The following is a 19,795-nucleotide window of genomic DNA, read 5'->3' on the forward strand; positions in this document are numbered from 1 at the left end:
TAGGTCATGTGTTGTTGGATTTGTTTACAGGTAAATCGAACGGAACGAAACCCTTCTAGGTATTGGATCATGAGGATTTTTACCAAGATTAAAGGGTCGATGGAAGGACGGCCTGTGTTCATCGAGTAAAACGGTTGGAGTAAGCGATACACATGATTCCAATCCATGAAACGATCGATTTGAACCAACACATGATTCGAATCGACCATGGACTCATACGCTCGACGGTTTTCTTGAATTTCTAAATTCGATCGGTAGGAATACATAGGGGAGCTCTCCTCATCGGTATTTCCTTCATATATATCATAAAAAAACGATTTTGTCGTTGACAAAATCGTTTTTCAACAGTCTGACACGCTGCCGTATTCATACGGCAGCGTGTCGTTATTGAAGCACTTTTTTCAATACACTTATATTCTCTTTCATAAGCGTAAAATAGTCTTTGTTTTTTTCTACATCTTCTTTTGTCCGCGTTTCTAAATTGTGAAGGCGGAGCACCTTTGCGCCTATTTCGTCTTTTACAACATCCGCCACTTTAGGCGTGACATTTTGTTCAAAAATAACATAGTGGATATGATGCCTTTCGGCTATTTTAACGATTTGTGCCAACTCTTTTTGTGACGGTTCGTTGCTTGGTGAAAGGCCGGTGATGCTTAGCTCCTTAATGCCGTACCGCTTTTCCCAATAGCCGTAAGCAGCGTGAGAAACAAGAATTTCTTTGTTTCGTGCGTTTTTAGTGACTGTTTGAAATTGTTGATCAAGCTGTTGCAATTGCTGCTTCAAAGAAGCAAAATTTTTCTCAAAGGTTTCTTTTGCTTCTGGTTTTAATTCGATAAGCGCATTTTTAATGTTTTCGGCGATTTGAATGGAAAGAACGGGATCAAGCCAAACGTGCGGGTCTTTATCGCCGTGGGCGCGCTCTGCTTCATGATCGCTATCATGCTCATGGGCAGAGTCAAGAAGTTTAATCCCTTTCGCTCCTTCGATCAATTTTACATGTTCGTCTTTTAGCATTTGAATCGTTTGGTCGACAAATCCTTCCATTCCTTTACCGACATAAATAAATGCATCCGCATCGGCCAAGTTTTTCATTGTCTCGGTTGTTGGCTCAAATGTATGTGCTTCGACCCCAGGAGGGTAAATACTTTCAGCTTTTATGTAATTGCCGCCAATTTTTTGCGCGAAATCTTGCAACGGATAAACGGTTGTATAAACGATAAGCGTGTTTTTATGTTTTTTTACATTTGGCGATGCCTCTTGTTTATTGCAGCCAAATAGTACCATTGTTATGGCAAGAATCATAGATAAAAGCGTTTTTCGCTTCATGAACGTTCCCCTTTCTCATTTTTACAAGGCAGAAGGTCAGCACTCCTCGTTTATTATATCGTAATCGTTACGATTTGAATAGACGTTCTTAAATAAAGTATGAGCTAACAGTGATTATTTTTTAGGAAAAATAAGGGGTTTTCAGCATATTTACCGAGAAGTTTCCCGTCTCTAAGCGAAACATAGGTGAGAGGAGGTCATCATCCCGATCCTTATCCCTATTAGCGCAATGTGCATACGCAAAAGATTGATTTTTCATGTAGGCGAAAAATAGCGCCATGAAAATAGTTAACACAATAAGGATGATTGTTTCCGCTTCGTCTGGCAGCGCTCGGCATAGCTTAAAATGCACGAAAATGATGTGATCAGCACAGGCAATGATGGGAAAAATGATTCAACGAAGCATAAGATAAGCAAGATGTTCAAAAAACATGGCATCGCTTGCGCCTATTGGACCCGAACATTCTAATTGACATGATGTGTACAGAAACGTTAGATTTAGTTATGAGTAGCTATACAAGCGATAAATTATTTTCGGTCCTCCCATTTTTCCGGAACAGGGTCGAATCCCCCTGGATGAAATGGGTGGCATTTGGCAATGCGCTTGATCGCCAGCCATCCGCCTTTTACGGCTCCAAATCGCTTAATCGCTTCAAGGCCGTAATGAGAGCATGTTGGGTAAAAGCGACATGTCGGCGGCTTGAGAGGAGAAATAGCGATTTGATAAAAACGGATGAGAGCGATGAATAGCTGTTTGAACATTGGAACCACACCTAGCGAATAAAATGTACTATAAACAATGTATCATAAATAATGCAGGACATCACTTTTACTGCCTTTTGAGTAATTCATATAAAATTGATGAAAAAAATCGGATTTATGTGTATCATAGTATTTAGAAAATGATTATAGGAGTGATACGATGCCTTCAGTAGAAAGCTTTGAACTCGACCATTGTGCTGTAAAAGCCCCGTATGTAAGACATTGCGGTGTTCATAAAGTCGGCAGCGATGGGGTTGTGAATAAATTTGACATTCGTTTTTGCCAACCGAACAAGCAAGCGATGAAGCCAGATGCGATCCATACGCTTGAGCATTTGCTTGCGTTCAATATTCGAAAGCACGCGGAGAAATACGATCATTTTGACATTATCGATATTTCGCCAATGGGCTGCCAAACAGGCTACTACTTAGTTGTCAGCGGCTCTCCAACAGTAGAGGAAATTATCGATTTACTTGAAGATACAATGAAAGATGCCGTAAACGCGACTGAAGTTCCAGCGGCAACAGAGCAGCAATGCGGCCAAGCGAAGCTTCATGACTTAGAAGGTGCCAAACGTTTAATGCGTTTTTGGTTAGAGCAAGATAAAGAGGAACTAAAAAAAGTATTTGGATAAAAATGAAGGCGGCTATGACTCGCCTTCATTTTTTTCTTTTTCTTCGATTCTCGAAAGATGGGGATTGTTGTCGACAGGGTCAACGGTATGTCGATACTGGTATGCTTTTGAAGTGGTCGCTACCGCCAACGCAAGTACGACAATAATGATAATGATCGAAATCGCTAAAATCGTAAACATCATTCTCAATTCTCCAGCTTTCTTTGTTTTCTTTTATTTTAACATACATACCGAGAACTCTTGAAACGACGTGTAGGTGGGAGAGGTTCATTGGATATGGCCAATAGAAGTAGAGCCCAGAAGATTGATTGAAAGAGAACAGTTTTTTTATTGATTGGGTATATACCTATGCTCCTTTCTTCCTAATTTCATAAGATAAATAAAGGATGAAAGGAGGGGAAGAAGTGAATAAATATTCGCTTTTTCTAGGAGTTTCGTTGATTGGTTCATTTGTTTCATGCCTATTTGGGGGCTTGGACTTATTAGTTGTTATTTTAGTTTGTTTTGTCGTTATTGACTACGTAACAGGCATTGTCGCAGGGGCTCTCGAAGGAAAGCTTTCAAGCGCATTTGGTTTTTGGGCCATTGTGCGCAAGCTGCTCATTTTTGTTTTAGTCGTCGTATCTCATTTGCTTGATTTGGCAATTGGATGGGACAATCATTTTATTCGTAACGCTACTGTGTTTTTTTACATGATGAATGAAGCGATTTCCATTGTGGAGAATGTGGGAAGAGCAGGATTGCCTGTTCCTGACTTTTTGAAAAAAACGATTACGTTACTGAAAGATCAGTCTAAATAGGCATAATTTTTCTTGTACCGTCCACACTACGAATAAGAAAGACGAAAAAGGAGATGGGTAGCGTGGCGGAGCAAAAAAAGAAAACGTATTACGTATCGATGGCCCACGGTGAAATTTCTCAGGTGAAAACGGCTTCCCCATGGGATTTTCAAATTGAAGCCACCGACGATGAAATTATTCAACTGCGCGAGTATTTTGATCAAAACTACTCAACTGACTGGCAAGGGTTTTGGCGGGCGCACGTTCCGTATGTACAATATCATTACGATCGTGAAAACGATGCGTACGATGACACGCTTAAAAAAATTTATCAGTTGATTTACAAGCTGGGAAATGAAGAAGCGAAACAGCATATTCGTTCGATGGGATGGGTTGAAGAATGAAGAGAGGTCACCGATTTTGGTGACTTTTTTATTATAGTACAGAAAGGGGATTATTTCCCTTGACAGAAAACAGAGGTTCATTATAATAAAAAATAAATTGAACCGAGAGATTGATAGCTAAATTATAGCGACAGATGGCTTTAGCGTTTTTGCTATAAAAGGACGTGGCAAAGGCGAAAAGCTTTAGGACTTGTCGGATCGTTAAAGCCGATCAGGATCGGTATGTTTCACTTTTAGCGAATAGTGGAGCATGCCGTTTTTGTTTAGAAGGGGGAGAAACGCACAATGAAATCTAAGGGAGAGATGGAAGACCAAATTAGCCGCACCCTGACACAATGGGAGAAGGAGTATTTAGGAAGAGGTCCGATATCTGTAAAAACAGATATTGTTCGCAATATGATCATCGTTCAACTGCGAGGGATTTTAACACCTGCTGAACAAAAGCTGGCGGAAACAAGAGAAGGGTTGCTAGCGATTAAACGAATTCGCTCGGATTTAATTGAATCTGGAAGCGAGCAACTAAGAGAAATCATTTCCAATATTACAGGAAAGCACGTTGTGAGCATTCATACGGATATTAGTACTCGCACTGGGGAACGGATGATTGTCTTTTTGTTGAATGACAACTTTGAGGAAGAATTTCAAAAATGAAAATAGACCGATCTTTCAATGATAGATCGCGCGCGGGGATATAAAAACCGGAAACACTTTTTGCTTCAAAAGCGTTTCCGGTTTTTTTACAAAAGTTTGTCTAAGCGTGTGCTCCCGAATCTGCTTCATTGTAATAGAAGCGCTATATGACTTTTTAACGATAAAGCAGCGAATTGAAAAGAGTGAAAATGAGCTACATCCAAGTATAATAAATAAGGAAACTATAACGATGGAGTTTGATGACTATGTTTGCTTTTCGGGATTATTATGGGAATGAAGTGCTGTTGTCGTTTGCTGATCACCCGTTCTCGCAAACGCCAGATCACGTCTGGGTCGTGTGCCGCTATCAACAGCAGTGGCTCTTGACCAATCACCGTGAGCGCGGTCTTGAATTTCCGGGTGGGAAAAGGGAAGAAAACGAAACGACTGAACAAGCGGCACTCCGTGAAGTTAAGGAAGAGACGGGAGGCATTGTTGAACGGCTGACGTACATTGGGCAATACCAAGTTGGACAAACCTTGACGAAAAATATTTACTTTGCGGAAGTGAAAGAGTTAAGCAAACAATCTACTTATTTGGAAACAAACGGCCCCGTGCTGCTTGATGAATTGCCGGATGATCTTACGAAAGATGAGCGATTTAGCTTTATTATGAAAGATAAGGTGCTCACTTACACGCTTGCAGAAATAAAGAGACGTTCTTTATAATCGAACGCCTCTAGCGATTTTTGATCAGTTTTTTTTCGATGAACGCAACGATTTGATACATAACAGTTGCCAAAAAAGCGATAATAAGCAAGCTTAATAGCACAAGGGTAAACTGAAACACTTGAAACCCGTAAATAATCATGTAACCTAATCCTTGTTTGGAAACGAGAAATTCGCCGACGATGACGCCGACCCATGACAACCCGACGTTGACTTTTAGAGTGGAAATAATGGTTGGAAACGATGCGGGTAAAACCGCTTCTTTAAAACATTGGAAGCGGCTTGCTCCGAATGTTTGCAATACTTTGAGATAGTTCGGGTCGACTTCGCGGAACGACGTATATACGACAATCGTGGTAATAATGACTGAGATGACGGTTCCCATTGCGATGATGGAAGAAAAGCTTGGGCCGAGCGCCACAATCAGAATAGGGCCGAGCGCCACTTTGGGCATGGCATTTAAAATCACTAAGTACGGGTCGGCAATTTTGGAAAACCGCGGAAACCACCAAAGCAATGTAGCAAGGCATGTGCCAAGCAATGTCCCTAGTACGAAACCGAGCACTGTTTCAAACAAGGTGACGCTGCTATGGACAAGGAGCGAACCATCGGCCAGCTTTTTGATAAATAATGCCCAAATGGCGGACGGAGAGCTAAATAAAAGCGGGTCGACCCATCTATAGTGGCTCGCTGCCTCCCAAAGCGCGAAAAATGCGACAAAAATCAATAACTGGTAAAAGCGTACATATCGTTTTTCTTTGCGGAGCGACGCGACGTATCGACGATGGAGAACGTCAATGCGGTTATTTTGCTGTTTCAAGGGAATCGAGCTCCTTCCAAAGAAATTGGAACAGTTCAGAAAATAATGGGTGTTTTCGAGCATCCAACGGGGATAATTGTCGCAATTCGCCCGGAACGAGAAAAGTGCGGACAAGGCGCCCTGGCTTGGCGGAAAATAAGAAAATGCGATCGCTCATGGCGATGGCTTCTCCGATATCGTGAGTGACAAGCAGGGCTGTTTTTCCGTAATCTTTCAGCGTTTGCCAGACGAGTTCCTCTAATTTTAGTTTTGTTTGGTAGTCTAACGCGGAAAACGGTTCATCGAGCAGCAATATTTTCGGATCGGTGGCCAACGTTCGCACTAACGCTGCTCGTTGGCGCATGCCGCCTGACAGTTGCTGCGGATAGTAGTGTTCCGTTCCTTGTAATCCGATCCGTTCTAGAAGCGAAAGCGCATTTTTCCTTCGTTCCGCCGTGTCGATCCCCATAATTTTTAATCCAAGAAATAGGTTCTCCTGGATCGTTTTCCAAGGGAACAAATAATCTTGTTGCAGCATGTAGCCGACAGATGGATGAATGGAATGAATTTTTTCACCTTCTAACATGACCGTTCCTTCAGTCGGCTGAATAAGCGAGGCGATAATTGAAAGTAATGTTGTTTTTCCGCAGCCGCTCGGGCCGAGAAAAGAGACAAACTCTCCTTTTTCAATCGAAAGCGACACATTGTCTAATGCGGTAATAGCCGTTTTTTCGGTAAAATACGTATGACTGATGCGGTGGACGACTAAAAAGCTCATCATTTTCACCTGCCACGATTATTTAGCCATCGCTTTTTTCGCAAAAGACGTATTAACGAGTTTGGAATAATCAACATGCTTTGGCAGCTCTCCCGCTTCGTCCATAATCGCTTGCAAGTTGTTCCATTCTTTCTCGTCAAGAATTGGGTTTGTGGCGTAGGAACCTTGCTGTTTATAGCGATTCACGACTTTTTCAATCAGCTGAATATCCGTGTCTTTGAAATACGGTTGAATCGCTTGGGCGATTTCGGCGGCGCTGTGAGCTTCCACCCATTGCTGAGCTTTATAGAGGGCGCGTGTAAATTTTTCGATGGCATTTTTATTGTTTTTGATAAAGCTTTGTTTTGCCATAAACGATGTATATGGGACATGGCCGGACTCCGTCCCAAACGAGGCGACGATATAGCCTTTTCCTTGCTGCTCAAAAATGCTGGCGGTCGGTTCGAATAGCTGGACGTAATCGCCTGTGCCGCTGGCGAAGGCGTTGGCAATATTCGCAAAATCAACATTTTGAATCAACTGTAAATCTTTATGCGGATCGATGCCGTGTTTTTTTAAGACAAATTCACCAACCATTTGCGGCATGCCGCCTTTTCGCTGTCCAAGAAACACGCTTCCTTTTAGTGAATCCCACGAAAAATGGTCTATTTTTTTGCGGGAGACGAGAAATGTTCCATCGGTTTGCGTCAATTGGGCAAAGTTGATGGCGGGATCGTTTGTTCCTTGGCTGTATACGTAAATCGACGTTTCTGAACCGACTAAGGCGATATCTGCTCCTCCTGATAGAAGAGTCGTCATTGTTTTATCGCCGCCCCATGTCGTCGTTAATTCGACGTTGAGCCCTTCTTTTTTAAAAAAGCCTTTAGAGAGGGCAACATATTGAGGGGCGTAAAAAATCGAGCGCGTGACTTCAGCAACCCGGACCTTTGTCGTTTCTTTCTCTTGTTTGGCACAAGCCATTGGAATGGCTAAAACAACAACCAAAAATGAGATCATCGTAATGCGTATCCATTTTTTCACGGCCGTCAGACCTCCTTATGATGAAGTGGATATGTACCTTATCGTATGCTGATGAAAAAAATGTGTGAATGCCTATATGAAAAGGAGGAACGTCATGGATGGACAAATGATTGAGAAACAGCGTTTTCCATCTCCGAATCCGCATATTAATGTGTTTCTCGTCACCTATCTATCGCAAGGGTTGAAGGTGAAAGGGTTTTTAGCGGAGCCGAAAGCGGAAGGAACTTATGATGGGTTTCTGTACCTTCGCGGCGGCATTAAAAACGTCGGGAAGGTGCGCCTGGCGAGAATTACGCAATTTGCAGCGGAAGGGTTTGTCGTCATGGCCCCATTTTATCGCGGCAATCAAGGTGGGGAGGGAAACGAAGACTTCGTGGGAGAAGACCGCTATGACGCATTGGCTGCTTTTCGCCTTTTACAAGCTCACCCGAAAGTGGTTCGTGAGCGCATCCACGTATTTGGTTTTTCGCGTGGAGGCGCGATGGCGCTCTACACCGCTATTTTAGAGCGTTCCGTTTGTTCCGTTGTTGTCTGGGGAGGGGTATCGGACATCGAGCTCACTTATTGGGAACGGCTCGATTTGCGAAAAATGATGAAACGGGTCATTGGCGGCACCCCGACCAAATATCCGAACCGATATAAATGGCGCACGCCGCTTTATGACATCGAATACATCGAAGCACCTGTTCTCATTATTCATGGGGAACAAGACCGAAACGTATCCATTGAACACGCACATCGTCTAGAACGGCGGCTGAAGGAAACGGGGAAACGAGTGACAACATGGTATTTTCCTCACTTTACCCATTACTTTCCGCCAAAAGAAAATCGAGAAACGGTGCGGCGGCTGGCGGAATGGATGAAACGGCAATAGTCTGGTACTATAAAGAGAGAACGAATAGGAAAGGATGTATGTTCAATGGGGATGCCGTTGGAGTTTCAAACGATGATTGTAACAAAGGGGAAAGAAAAGCGCATTGAAGATAATTTGTTTGTGCTAGAAAAAGAAGGGTATCGCTTGTACCCGATCGATATTCCGCTTGAGGTGAAACGGACGCTGCAAAGCGAAGCGAGCGGACAAGCGGTTGTCAAAAAAATTGAACTTGCCAATCATCGCACGATTGTGACGTACGAGTTGATTTCGCTGCATTCGATTAACTAATCAGCGAAGCAAAACGATTTTGCCACAGGGCAAGGTCGTTTTTATTTTTGCATATAGAGTGTCCGTTTAGGTATATGGCGATTTTAGTATGATTGTGTCAATTGTTTTTCATTAGAATAGGTCAAATTATAATTTTATGAGGAAATAAAAAGAGTGTGTTTAGAGATTCTATCTGATATGACTTGTATTACTAGAAATCTATAAATTTTTCCATCTATCATATTGACATTTTTTACATTTTAGTAAAAAATATAATTGTATTAATATTACAAAAAATAAAAAAATTAACAGAGGGATTTTTATGAATTTATTAAAAAAACTATCTTTGGGTATTATTGGAGGTAGTCTACTACTAGGTATTAGCGTGTCGACTGCCTCTGCGGCCTATCCTGTTGATGCAAGCATTAGCCCTGCGAATGAAACAAAGATAGGCTCTTCGGCAACGTTTACAAAAAAGTTATCTTGGGGAGGTGGATCAACGAACGTATATTATGTATCTTACTATAATGGAATGACGACATCCTATTATGATCCACAAGCTAACTATTACTCTGCAACTGATAGTTCCTACTATACTAAAGGATCATTGAGTACAAAAACATGGAATACATCACTTTATGTTTCTAATGGTTCTTCGACAACTGTTTATGGAAGTGTGACATTGAAAGACCGTTAAGGATGACGTAGTGAAAATAGGGTAAAGTGACAACGAGGCTGTTCGATAAGAGACTAGTTCATGATTCATCGTTTCTGAAATCTAATATACGCGATGTTTCATGGCATGACTCTTTCAAATGTTTACACAGCCTCGTTTATTGATGAGGAGGAAAAAAGTGATCAGGCTAGAAAACATCAGCAAATCTTTTGAGCACCATTCTAATAAAATCAAAGTTTTAAACAGCATTGATCTTACAATTGACCAAGGAAGCTGGGTATCGATCGTTGGACCATCCGGTTCAGGCAAATCTACATTATTAAAAATTATATCTGGCTTATTAAAACCAGATACAGGAACAGTCAATTACCGTAATGTAAATATATACCAACTGAGTGAACGAGAAAAAAGCGATTTTCGCCGCCGTCACATCGGTTTTGTATTTCAAGACTTTAAATTGTTACCATATTATTCGGTTTTAGACAATGTTATTTTGCCTTTATATTACGATGAAAAAAAGAAGGATCTATATGAAAAAGCGAAAGTGTTGCTGCCATCGCTTGGCATTCAGGAGCCGCTGTTTTCTCGGTTGCCGAATGATCTATCCGGTGGGGAAAAGCAGCGTGTCGCTTTTGCTCGAGCGCTCATTGCCAATCCGGATGTATTAGTTTGTGATGAACCGACAGGAAATTTGGATCGCGAAAATCGTGATAACGTGATCGAGATTCTGCTCCAACTAACCAAACAAGGGAAGACAATTATTTTAGTCACTCATGATATGGAAGTAGCCGTTCATTCAGACAATATTTACTTGTTAAAGGATGGTTTTCTTCTGTCAAATGAGGTGAAGGTATGATTCGAATGGTTTGGAGTCGCCTCTTTCATCGAAAAATGGCGACTATTGCCATGTTGGCCGCCCTAATCAGCGTCTATACTTTGATTCCATTTGGCCTTTTCCAAGCGAAGGAAGCAAAATCGACTGTGAATCACAGCATTGAGCAATATGGAAGAGGTACATACGATTTATTAGTGCGCCCGGCCTCATCAAGAACGCAAGTGGAAAAAAAGCTTGGCATCGTCGAAGAAAACTATATTGGCGACAGCAAAGGAGGCATTTCTATTGAGGAATGGAGGCGTATTAAAGCGGACTCAATGATCGAAGTGGCTGCCCCAGTCGCTTCGTTAGGTTATTTTCGCGGAAAGCGACTTTCGTTGGAACTTCCTGTTTTGAAAAATCCAACAAGATTTACTTATCAATTTTATACATCAGACGGATATAAGAAATACCCAATCGGTCAACCCGGAATGCTCACCTATTTTGAGCAGTCTAGACCTGGAATGATCCAATATATTGTGAATCCATCGACGCAGTCTCATTTTTCTAGTATAGCCATGATGATACTTATGCCGGATAATTATTACCTTTTAACCGCCATTGATCCGGAAAGCGAACAGCAATTAACTGGCATTGATTTTTCCGAGTTAAAGAAGCCGCTAGAATTGGATAACAATCAAGATCCAAGAGCAGTGGCATTAAAAGCAATGCTAAAAAATTACGGAAATCCGCCAATTGTAAAGGTTCTTCAACGTGATAATTTGAACATCCCTATTTTTCTTCGGCTAAAAGCCGATACACTTCATGTGAGTACCGAGGATTATCTTCGCAAACTTCACTTACAAAAAGGACAATGGCTCATGGAAGCCCAACCAGAGCAGGTTACTTCAGCTTTAAAGGAGCTAGAAAAGGAACCCGCTACCCAATCTAAAACAATTGATTTAGATTTATCAAAGCTTCAAAAACCGTTTGATGGAACGGCATTGCTTCTCAACGATCAATGGCAGCCTTCCATCTCGCAACGATATATGGCCGATAGTGATACGTCCGTTTATTATGTAGCGTCGAAAATTGCTTATCATCGCCTTGATTCGATTCCGAAAGTGAACGTTGTACAATCTGGCGAGCCGCCATCTTATAAAAAAATAGAAAAACGTGGCGTTTCAATGTTAACATCCTTTAAGATTCCTTTTTTCATTGAGCAGGTAGGAACGTTTTCGCCTAAAACAGGATCTCACAGCAAACTCGCAGCAAGCCCGTTAGGCATTTACGGCGAAATGGAGGCGAAGACGGAAAACGGCCGCACATTAACGCCGACCACCATTCCAGGCAGCTTTATTCCCGCACCCGCCAGCGGTGTGACGACGTTGGAATCAGCCGAACTGATCAAAGGAAAGAAGCCAATTGACGCGATTCGCATTCGCGTAGCCGGAATCAAAAAATACGATGAAGCGGCACGACAAAAAATAGAGAAAGTCGCAACGAAGTTATTGAGGCAAGGATATGAAGTAGATGTAGTGGCAGGCGCTTCGTTTAAGGAAATGACGCTTGATGTTGAAAAAATCGGAAAGGTCAAAGAACCGTGGACGACGTTAGGAATAGCCCAGCAGTTGACATATAAATGGAATCATATGAATCTTTTAACAACAGTTCTTTTTACGTTGTTTGCGATGCTTTGGCTTGCCATGAGACTAACTTTTGAAAAAAACGTGTTGGTCCTTGAAAATGAATGGCTTGCCCTTATAGGATGGAGAGAGCAGCACATTCGTAACAGGAACTGTATAGAGCAATATGTACTCATGACGGTTGCCTTCGTTGTTTCTTTAGGCATTTTATACTTATTAGACATGGCTTTGCCATTGTACGGATTAGCCGCGGGCCTATGGGCATTTTCACTGATACTGGCAACTTATTTGCTTCAGCGGAGGGAGAAAGGAACACCCCAGATTGTGGCTGATCAACGTTTTGCTTCGCTTCGTTATTATCGGCGTTGGATTGTACCGACATCAGGAATTTTGCTGCTTTCGACTGTGCTGATGGCTGTGCAGGTATCCGCTTTGGCTTCTGCCTTGCAGACAACAGCAGTAACAACCTTAGGGGAATATGTGAGAGATGTGACTTTTTGGTTTCAAATCTCCGTTATTGTGTCTTCTGCCTATCTTGCCGTTATCGGCGTCAGTGAAGGAATCAATACATTATTAAGAGAAAGAAAAAGTGAATTTCAAATGTATCGTATGATCGGTTGGACACGCAACACCGTATTGTGGCATTTCGCGAAAGAAATTGTCATATGGGCGCTTTCTGCGATGGTTCTCGGGTTAGGGCTTGCAGGCACTGTTCTTTACTTGCTGCATATTTCGCTCATTTGGATTACCATTGGTCTGAGCAGCGTGTTTTTTGTATTAGCATTGATGATTGTAGCGATTGTATGCACAAGGCGATTGGAGACGGTTTAGTGCAGCAAACAGGCGTAACGGTAATTCCCTTCAAAGGGACCGCTATGCACAAAAGATATTTCCATTTAGATAAGAACAATACCATATTTGAGAATACCGGATGTACAATGAAAAACGGACTAGCGGTGTAATATAGGAACACGAAAAAGGTTGATCAATTCGAACAAATCTTTTTTGTCTAGGCGGAATGATTGGATGGTGCATAAAAATAAAAGAAACAGATGATTATTGATGTGAAAAAAGGACCAAAACAATAAATTTCTAAAATAAAAGATGAAATATTGATCAAGTTGTTGTATAATTAAAGCAAACTTAAAATATCGGAACATACGCATATCTTTTTATAAAGGGAGCTCTTCAAAAGCTAAGGTGGAATTCACCTAGGCTTGTTGAAGGGAAACCGAACTATAAAAAAAACGGGAGATCTCGCAACCATCTGTTAAGAGAGTGGTTGGATGAAGATAAACCGGCTATGGGGAATTGATTGGCAGCGTGCCGTCTTTTGATGCAAAAAAGGCGGTGTTGCCTCAATGACATAGCCGGTTTTTTCTTTTCTTTCCGAATTTAGGAAATGATGCGCGTGATGAGAAGGGGGAGGAGAACATGGTCTTGCACGAATTATTTGTATGGATCTGGTTTGCTGCACTCGTCGTTGTGCTAGTCAGCAGCGTTATGTTTTTGCATCCACGCATCCGAGAACGTTATGTGTACACTCATGTCGGTTTGCTATTACTGCCGGCGGCCGCAGCGCTCATCGGCTGGATCGGAGCCGGAGCAGGGGTGGAAATAGGCCCTTGGCGCTTTGACGGTCTGAGCTGGCTTATGGGTTTCTATATTTCGATGCTTAGTTGGATGATCCAGCGGTTTTCAATACGTTATTTGCATGGCGATCGCGCATACCGGCACTATTTTTGGCTGTTAACATGGACGGCGGTTGCCGCGTCTACGATATGGAGCAGCAATGATTTGCGCATTGTCGCTGTTTGCTGGGGAATGCCGTTCGTCGGTCTTGTTGCTTTGACATGGTTGAAAAAGGAATGGGCACCATCAAGGGCGGTTGCTATACAAATGGGAACGATGTTTCTCATCAGTTGGCTGGCGATCGCGGGTACGGCTGTGTGGCTCTGGGCGGCTTTCGGTGAATGGAAGTTGTCGTTCGTTTTATCTCCGTCACATGTTGGCAATCTTAGCATTTCGGAGAAACTAACGATGAACAGTCTGCTTTTGCTCGCTGCTATCATTCCAGCTGGGCAATGGCCGTTTCATCGCTGGCTGCTCGAATCAGCAGTGACGCCAACGCCTGTATCAGCGGTGATGCACGCTGGTCTTGTCAATGCGGGAGGCTTGTTATTGGCGCGTTTTTCTCCATTGTTTAACAATATTGAGGCGCATGTGCTACTATTTATTATCGCCTTTGTATCTGTTCTGCTCGGTACGGGTATTAGCTTTGTGCAAGTTGATTATAAACGGCAGCTAGTGGCATCGACGATGGCGCAAATGGGCGTAATGTTTGTTCAATGCGCGCTCGGCGCTTATGGGGCAGCGGTGGTTCATCTGATTTTGCACGGTTTGTTTAAAGCCACTTTGTTTTTGCAGTCTGGTTCTGTCGTGCCGCGCCCGGGACGCGCAGTGCGTCCGTCTTCGGTCGGATCTTGGTGGGGTGGCGCTTTGCTTGGTTTAGCGATAGGAGTACAATTTTGGCTCATATCGCCTGAAGAACCAAATCGTCTTTTCAGCGCTCTACTTTTGGGAGCGTCGATAACAGTGGCATGGGGGCGGCTTGCTGATTTCCGCGAAGGACGTTGGCTTGGATTGGCCGCTGTTGCGGTGATGGCGCTTATTTCGGAAGGAGTAAGACATCGCTTGACGATGTTAATTCAAGGAGCATTACCGTCTGGAAAGGTGCCGCCGTCTGCGCTCGAATGGTTGGCGTTTTCGTTGTTTGTGGTTGCGGCCATAGCCATTCTCTGGCTTGTCCGAAATCGTTCGTCCAGACTGTTTGTCCGCTTTTATATGTGGCTTGTTCATTTTGGCGAGCCACGCTTATCGGCTGTCGAACCACATCCGCACTATTTGAATGTTTATATGAAGGGGGGAGCTATCGATGAGTAAACACGCGATTTCACTTGAACGTCCGCGCGAACAAGAGAAACGAAAAGGAATTTCTATAGTGGAACGGCCGATAAAGGAGATTGTCGAACAGGCGAGCGCAGTTATTGCTCCGCTCTGGCCAATTTCCACGTTCATCGCCCGTCATCCATGGATGGGACTTGAACATTTGCCGTTTTCAGAGGTGGCGGACCGGTTTCAGCAGATGCAGGGCATTGATTTATATCCAACGATGGCATCCTTCTTCGCAGCGCACGCTAAGGGAGAAATCGCTGCAGAACTTCTTGAAAGCCGATTGCAGCATTGGATTGATGAACAGCATCTTCCAGTGTCGCGCCATAAAGCGGAACAATTGTGCCGTTCGCTTCTTTGGAACGAAACGGTGCCAGCCGAATGGCTCGCTTCCTCTGACTTGATCGAATTGGCTTCGGAAATGTCAGAATCCGTTGTTTCTTGGCGTCGTTCGGCTATTCAGCCAGCCAGTGCACGCGATAGCGAGCAAGGTCGTCGGCTTGACCAACAAATGATCAAATGGTGCAAACTATTTTTAGATGAAGGACAGTCGGCTTGGGAGCTGCCGTTTCGGGATCGCGGTTTGTTCGGCGCTTGGCGACAGTTAGCAAACTATGATCCAGCGTTGACGAAAGAAGAGCGCAAGCGGCTTTCCGACTGGCCAGATGATCCAGAACGAGCATTGCAGCGCGCCCTATCATACCTTGGCGTTGACGAGGAGAAGATATTACACTATCTTGAAGCGCATCTTCTCGCCTTGCCTGGATGGACTGGTATGTTGTTATGGCGTTCTCGGCAAGCGGGCCAGGGTGTTGCGTTGCTAGTAGATTACTTAGCAATTCGTCTCTCACTTGAATGGGCATTTGCTGCACCGCATTTGCCGCTAGATTTTACAATAAACAATGACAAAGGTACCTCTGATGTGCTTCCATTATTAGCTGCCTGGATCCATTGGGGAGACATGACGGTTACACAATGGCGACAGTTGAAATCGGAAGAACAAGGCGCCCGTTTAACATTCGCTGACCGCTTTTGGCGAGTTGGTCGTTACCAGCTTTGGTTGGAAGCGTGGGAAGAAACGTATGAAGAACAACTAAAGAAAGCGATGATGTCGAATTGCCCTGAAAATCAGCAGGAGCCTGTCGCTCAATTTCTTTTTTGCATCGATGTCCGGTCCGAGCCGTTTCGCCGATATATTGAACAGGCGGGACCATTTGAAACGTACGGCTGTGCCGGCTTTTTCGGATTGCCAATCCGAACGCGCGAACTTGATAGCCATCACACCCACCCGTCGTGTCCAGTGATTGTTGAACCGCAGCAGGAAATTTGCGAATTAGCTGCACCGGAACACGTTGCTTCCTATCGGCAAAGACGCAATGTGTTCCGCTTTGTCGGACACATATTTAAAAAAGTGAAACAACATTTATTAGCCAGTTTATTGCTTCCAGAAATGAGCGGATCTTGGCTTGGACTGCATACAATTGCGCGCAGCATCGCTCCTTTGCAGGCTGGTCATTGGATTCGCGAAGTGGAAGAGACGGTCGAGAAAAAACCGCAGACGGTATTGTCGTTGGAACGCCAGGGGCAATCAGATACTTCTGGTTTGCCGGTCGGCTTCTCCACAGAGGAGCAAGTTCAGTACGTTAAACAACTGCTTAGCAGCATTGGATTGACCTCATCGTTTGCCCCATTGGTTATCGTATGCGGTCATGAAGGCGCGACGGTGAACAATCCATACGCTTCGTCGCTCGATTGCGGGGCATGCGGCGGGGCAGCAGGTGCGTTTAACGCCCGCGTGTTTGCTGCGCTTTGCAATTTACAAGAAGTGCGCCAAGGGCTTGCTAAAGAAGGGATTGTTATTCCGGATGAGACGGTATTTGTGGCCGCTGAACATATTACGACGGTCGATGAGCTTCGCTGGCTTGAAGTGCCATCGTTATCCGAGAGAGCACAAAACGCCTTTAGCATGGTAGAAAGCGTGCTCCCAGAAGTAAGTCGCATGGCGAACAACGAGCGGTCTACAAAACTGCCGCACGTCGGCGAAAAGCCGAGCGATCCAGTGTCTGACGCACAGCGTCGCGCTGTTGATTGGAGCGAAATTCGTCCGGAATGGGGGCTAGCTGGAAACGCTGCGTTTTTAATCGGTCGTCGCGAACTGACGAAATATAGCCGTTTAGATGGAAGAGTATTTTTACACAGCTACGATTGGCGGGAGGATCCAACGGGCGAAATCCTCGCCAACATTATCGCTGGTCCGGCGACTGTTGGCCAATGGATTAATTTGCAGTACTACGCCTCCACCGTCGTTCCGCACTATTACGGAAGCGGCAGCAAAACGACGCAGACAGTCACAGCTGGTATCGGTATTATGCAAGGAAATGCAAGCGACTTGCTTGCTGGATTACCGTGGCAGTCAGTCGCCTCCTCCGATCGGGAATTGTTCCATTCGCCGCTTCGTTTACTTGTTGTTATCGAAGCGCCGCGGCATTATATTGAGAACTTGCTTCGCACCGATGCATCATTTTATCAAAAAGTTAAAAACAGTTGGCTTCGTCTTGCTTCGATTGATCCGGATAACGGAGAATGGATTAAATGGGAGCCATCCATGCTTTGACGATGAAAACCGCTTGTTGAATTGTTTCGACAAGCGGTTTTTATAGAGAAAATGAATTTGTGTAATAAAATTGCCGGTTACGTACGTGCTGTAGAAATGGTTATGCAATCAAATAGAGCAAATAGTGCCACTATTTGTTCGTCTACGCGGAAATTTATCGGCGGATGAATTTCGATTGATTGGCGAATGAAGCTCCCCCATCTACACGCCGTTAAGAAGTGAGAGACTTCTCGGTAGGTATGTTAAATGAACACGGTTTGATTATGAAGAAAGCAAGAGAAGCATATTTGTATATATAGTAAAAGAGGATGTCCCGTTGTCTTTGGGACACCCTTATTGTCTTTAGGCGATTGGTCCACCCAATTTTTCGATGTTTGGATCGATGTTCGCAAATTTTTTGAAGTTTTCGCGGAACTTCTCAGCAAGCTCTTTTGCTTTCCGTTCGTATGCTTCTTGATCAGCCCACGTGTTTTTCGGCAGTAATACTTCGTCAGGTACACCTGGAACGTGCGCTGGAATTTCAAGGCCGAAGATCGGGTCTTTCACTGTTTCAACGTTGTTAAGTTCGCCCTCAAGTGCGGCTTGCACCATCGCGCGTGTATATTGCAGCTTCATGCGGCTACCGACACCGTATTCGCCGCCCGTCCATCCTGTGTTCACTAAGAACACTTGCACGTTGTGCTCGTCGATTTTTTTGCCGAGCATTTCCGCGTAACGAGTCGCTGGAAGCGGCAAAAACGGAGCGCCGAAGCAAGTTGAGAACGTGGCTTGCGGAGACGTGATGCCGCGTTCTGTACCGGCCAATTTGCTTGTATAGCCACTTAAGAAATGATACATTGCTTGTTCTTTTGTCAATTTGCTAATTGGCGGAAGCACGCCGAACGCGTCTGCTGTCAAGAAAATAATTGTTGTCGGATGACCAGCAATGCTAGGGTCAACGATATTATCGATCGATTGAATCGGATACGCTGCGCGCGTATTTTCTGTAAGCGCCGCATCATCATAGTTCGGAATGCGTGTATTTTCGTCAACAACCACATTTTCAAGTACCGCTCCGAAGCGAATCGCATCAAAAATTTGCGGCTCTTTTTCACGAGTAAGGTTAATACATTTTGCATAACAACCGCCTTCGATGTTAAACACTCCGCTACTTGACCAACCGTGCTCATCATCACCGATCAAGCGGCGTTTTGGATCAGCAGAAAGCGTTGTTTTTCCTGTTCCGGAAAGCCCGAAAAAGAGCGCGACATCGCCTTCTTGGCCAACGTTCGCCGAGCAGTGCATCGATAAAATATCTTGCTCTGGGAGAAGGTAATTCATAACCGAGAAGATCGACTTTTTAATTTCGCCCGCATATTCCGTTCCGCCAATTAATACGATGCGGCGTTCAAACGAAATAATGATGAACGTTTCGGATTTCGTTCCGTCGACCGCAGGGTCCGCTTTAAAGTTTGGAGCGGAAATGACCGTAAATTGCGCTTCATGTGTTTGCAATTCTTCTTGCGTCGGACGGATAAAGAGCTGATGGGCGAACAGGTTATGCCAAGCGAATTCATTGATTACTTGGATTGGCAAGCGGTATTTTGGATCGGCCCCTGCAAATCCTTTAAATACGAACACTTCTTCTTTAGTCATTAAATAATCAAGAACTTTGTTGTATAATTTATCAAAAGCTTCTTCTGAAATTGGTTGGTTTACTGTTCCCCAATTAATTTTTGTTTTTGTTGAAGCTTCTTCTACGATATATTTATCTTTAGGAGAACGTCCTGTGTATTTTCCCGTTGTTGTGGCAACAGCGCCAGTTGCTGTTAGCACCCCTTCTTTACGCGCTAAAATTTTTTCTACTAGCTGTGGAACAGATAAATTTTGTTGTATATTTTGCTGTTGCAGTAGCACCGCTAATTTATTTGTGACGTCAACAGTACTCATGTACAAAACCTACCTTTTTGTTTTTGATTTATAACCTTGAAAATAGTATAACACATTTAAATAAATATTCCATACTATTTAGCGTAATTTTTTGCTTTTATTTTTGTCCATTTTGTTACAAACTAATATGGAAATTAGCATATAAAAAATTTTGCCGAATCTT

At 43.7% G+C, this 19,795-nt stretch carries 20 protein-coding genes; 12 read left to right on the top strand and 8 right to left on the bottom strand.

All coding sequences use genetic code 11. The annotated features are described in order from the left end of the window. The 3 genes from N667_RS18595 to yidD all read right to left on the bottom strand — a co-directional run. The coding region (locus tag N667_RS18595) for a transposase (protein ID WP_035098760.1) at window positions 1–266 on the bottom strand (266 nt) is incomplete at its 3' end. A gap of 118 nt (window positions 267–384) precedes the next feature. Further along, window positions 385–1,326: a metal ABC transporter solute-binding protein, Zn/Mn family gene (locus N667_RS0110660; RefSeq protein ID WP_027409559.1), complete on the bottom strand. Its 942-nt coding sequence runs from the start codon at window positions 1,324–1,326 to the stop codon at window positions 385–387. A 528-nt stretch (window positions 1,327–1,854) separates the two neighbouring features. Then, a complete protein-coding gene (gene yidD / locus N667_RS0110665; protein WP_027409560.1) occupies window positions 1,855–2,088 on the bottom strand; it encodes a membrane protein insertion efficiency factor YidD in 234 nt (77 codons plus the stop codon). A gap of 160 nt (window positions 2,089–2,248) precedes the next feature. Here yidD and N667_RS0110670 point away from each other — a divergent pair, with 160 nt between their 5' ends. Continuing rightward, complete coding sequence (locus tag N667_RS0110670) at window positions 2,249–2,722, top strand: S-ribosylhomocysteine lyase (RefSeq protein ID WP_027409561.1); 474 nt, start codon at window positions 2,249–2,251, stop codon at window positions 2,720–2,722. Between the two features lie 12 nt (window positions 2,723–2,734). On the opposite strand, the gene ytzI is transcribed toward N667_RS0110670, so the two are convergent. Then, entirely contained in the window at window positions 2,735–2,905 is a 171-nt protein-coding gene (gene ytzI, locus N667_RS19465; RefSeq protein WP_332248968.1) for a YtzI protein, read from the bottom strand. 221 nt (window positions 2,906–3,126) lie between these two features. On the opposite strand from ytzI, the gene N667_RS0110680 reads away from it, so the two are divergent. The 4 genes from N667_RS0110680 (at window position 3,127) to ytkD (ending at window position 5,263) form a co-directional block, all read left to right on the top strand. Continuing rightward, entirely contained in the window at window positions 3,127–3,522 is a 396-nt protein-coding gene (locus N667_RS0110680) for a phage holin family protein (RefSeq protein WP_027409562.1), read from the top strand. 62 nt (window positions 3,523–3,584) lie between these two features. Beyond that, entirely contained in the window at window positions 3,585–3,905 is a 321-nt protein-coding gene (locus tag N667_RS0110685) for a hypothetical protein (protein WP_027409563.1), read from the top strand. Window positions 3,906–4,190: 285 nt separating this feature from the next. Next, on the top strand, window positions 4,191–4,556 hold the full coding sequence (locus tag N667_RS0110690) for a DUF2294 domain-containing protein (RefSeq protein WP_027409564.1): 366 nt from the start codon (window positions 4,191–4,193) through the stop codon (window positions 4,554–4,556). A gap of 245 nt (window positions 4,557–4,801) precedes the next feature. Further along, the gene (ytkD, locus tag N667_RS0110695; protein WP_027409565.1) at window positions 4,802–5,263 is read left to right on the top strand and encodes an RNA deprotection pyrophosphohydrolase; all 462 of its coding nucleotides are present in this window, start codon (window positions 4,802–4,804) and stop codon (window positions 5,261–5,263) included. 10 nt (window positions 5,264–5,273) lie between these two features. On the opposite strand, the gene N667_RS0110700 is transcribed toward ytkD, so the two are convergent. The 3 genes from N667_RS0110700 to N667_RS0110710 are packed head-to-tail and all read right to left on the bottom strand — an operon-like array spanning window position 5,274 to window position 7,836. Next, window positions 5,274–6,089 (bottom strand): ABC transporter permease, encoded by an 816-nt coding sequence (locus tag N667_RS0110700; RefSeq protein ID WP_409978184.1) that lies wholly within the window; start codon window positions 6,087–6,089, stop codon window positions 5,274–5,276. Further along, window positions 6,067–6,840, bottom strand: a complete 774-nt coding sequence (locus N667_RS0110705) for an ABC transporter ATP-binding protein (protein ID WP_027409567.1) — start codon at window positions 6,838–6,840, stop codon at window positions 6,067–6,069. Before N667_RS0110705 ends, N667_RS0110700 begins: the two co-directional genes overlap by 23 nt. A gap of 18 nt (window positions 6,841–6,858) precedes the next feature. Then, window positions 6,859–7,836: an ABC transporter substrate-binding protein gene (locus N667_RS0110710; RefSeq protein WP_084279138.1), complete on the bottom strand. Its 978-nt coding sequence runs from the start codon at window positions 7,834–7,836 to the stop codon at window positions 6,859–6,861. A gap of 118 nt (window positions 7,837–7,954) precedes the next feature. On the opposite strand from N667_RS0110710, the gene N667_RS0110715 reads away from it, so the two are divergent. The 7 genes from N667_RS0110715 (at window position 7,955) to N667_RS0110745 (ending at window position 17,703) form a co-directional block, all read left to right on the top strand. Next, window positions 7,955–8,734: an alpha/beta hydrolase family protein gene (locus tag N667_RS0110715; RefSeq protein WP_027409569.1), complete on the top strand. Its 780-nt coding sequence runs from the start codon at window positions 7,955–7,957 to the stop codon at window positions 8,732–8,734. A gap of 45 nt (window positions 8,735–8,779) precedes the next feature. Beyond that, window positions 8,780–9,022, top strand: coding sequence for a DUF2584 domain-containing protein (locus N667_RS0110720; RefSeq protein WP_027409570.1), 243 nt, complete (start codon window positions 8,780–8,782; stop codon window positions 9,020–9,022). Window positions 9,023–9,323: 301 nt separating this feature from the next. Next, window positions 9,324–9,698, top strand: coding sequence for a hypothetical protein (locus N667_RS19795; protein WP_156936118.1), 375 nt, complete (start codon window positions 9,324–9,326; stop codon window positions 9,696–9,698). Between the two features lie 157 nt (window positions 9,699–9,855). Further along, on the top strand, window positions 9,856–10,533 hold the full coding sequence (locus N667_RS0110725; RefSeq protein WP_027409571.1) for an ABC transporter ATP-binding protein: 678 nt from the start codon (window positions 9,856–9,858) through the stop codon (window positions 10,531–10,533). After that, window positions 10,530–12,968: an FtsX-like permease family protein gene (locus N667_RS0110730; protein ID WP_027409572.1), complete on the top strand. Its 2,439-nt coding sequence runs from the start codon at window positions 10,530–10,532 to the stop codon at window positions 12,966–12,968. Before N667_RS0110725 ends, N667_RS0110730 begins: the two co-directional genes overlap by 4 nt. A 603-nt stretch (window positions 12,969–13,571) precedes the next feature. After that, window positions 13,572–15,080 (top strand): NADH dehydrogenase subunit 5, encoded by a 1,509-nt coding sequence (locus tag N667_RS0110740; protein WP_027409573.1) that lies wholly within the window; start codon window positions 13,572–13,574, stop codon window positions 15,078–15,080. Next, a complete protein-coding gene (locus N667_RS0110745) occupies window positions 15,073–17,703 on the top strand; it encodes a DUF2309 domain-containing protein (RefSeq protein WP_027409574.1) in 2,631 nt (876 codons plus the stop codon). The genes N667_RS0110740 and N667_RS0110745 overlap by 8 nt, the downstream gene beginning before the upstream one ends. A gap of 342 nt (window positions 17,704–18,045) precedes the next feature. Here N667_RS0110745 and pckA read toward each other — a convergent pair whose 3' ends face one another. Then, a complete protein-coding gene (gene pckA, locus N667_RS0110750; RefSeq protein ID WP_027409575.1) occupies window positions 18,046–19,632 on the bottom strand; it encodes a phosphoenolpyruvate carboxykinase (ATP) in 1,587 nt (528 codons plus the stop codon). Between the last annotated feature and the right edge of the window lie 163 nt (window positions 19,633–19,795).

The organism is Anoxybacillus tepidamans PS2 (genome assembly GCF_000620165.1).
Classification (GTDB): domain Bacteria; phylum Bacillota; class Bacilli; order Bacillales; family Anoxybacillaceae; genus Anoxybacteroides; species Anoxybacteroides tepidamans_A.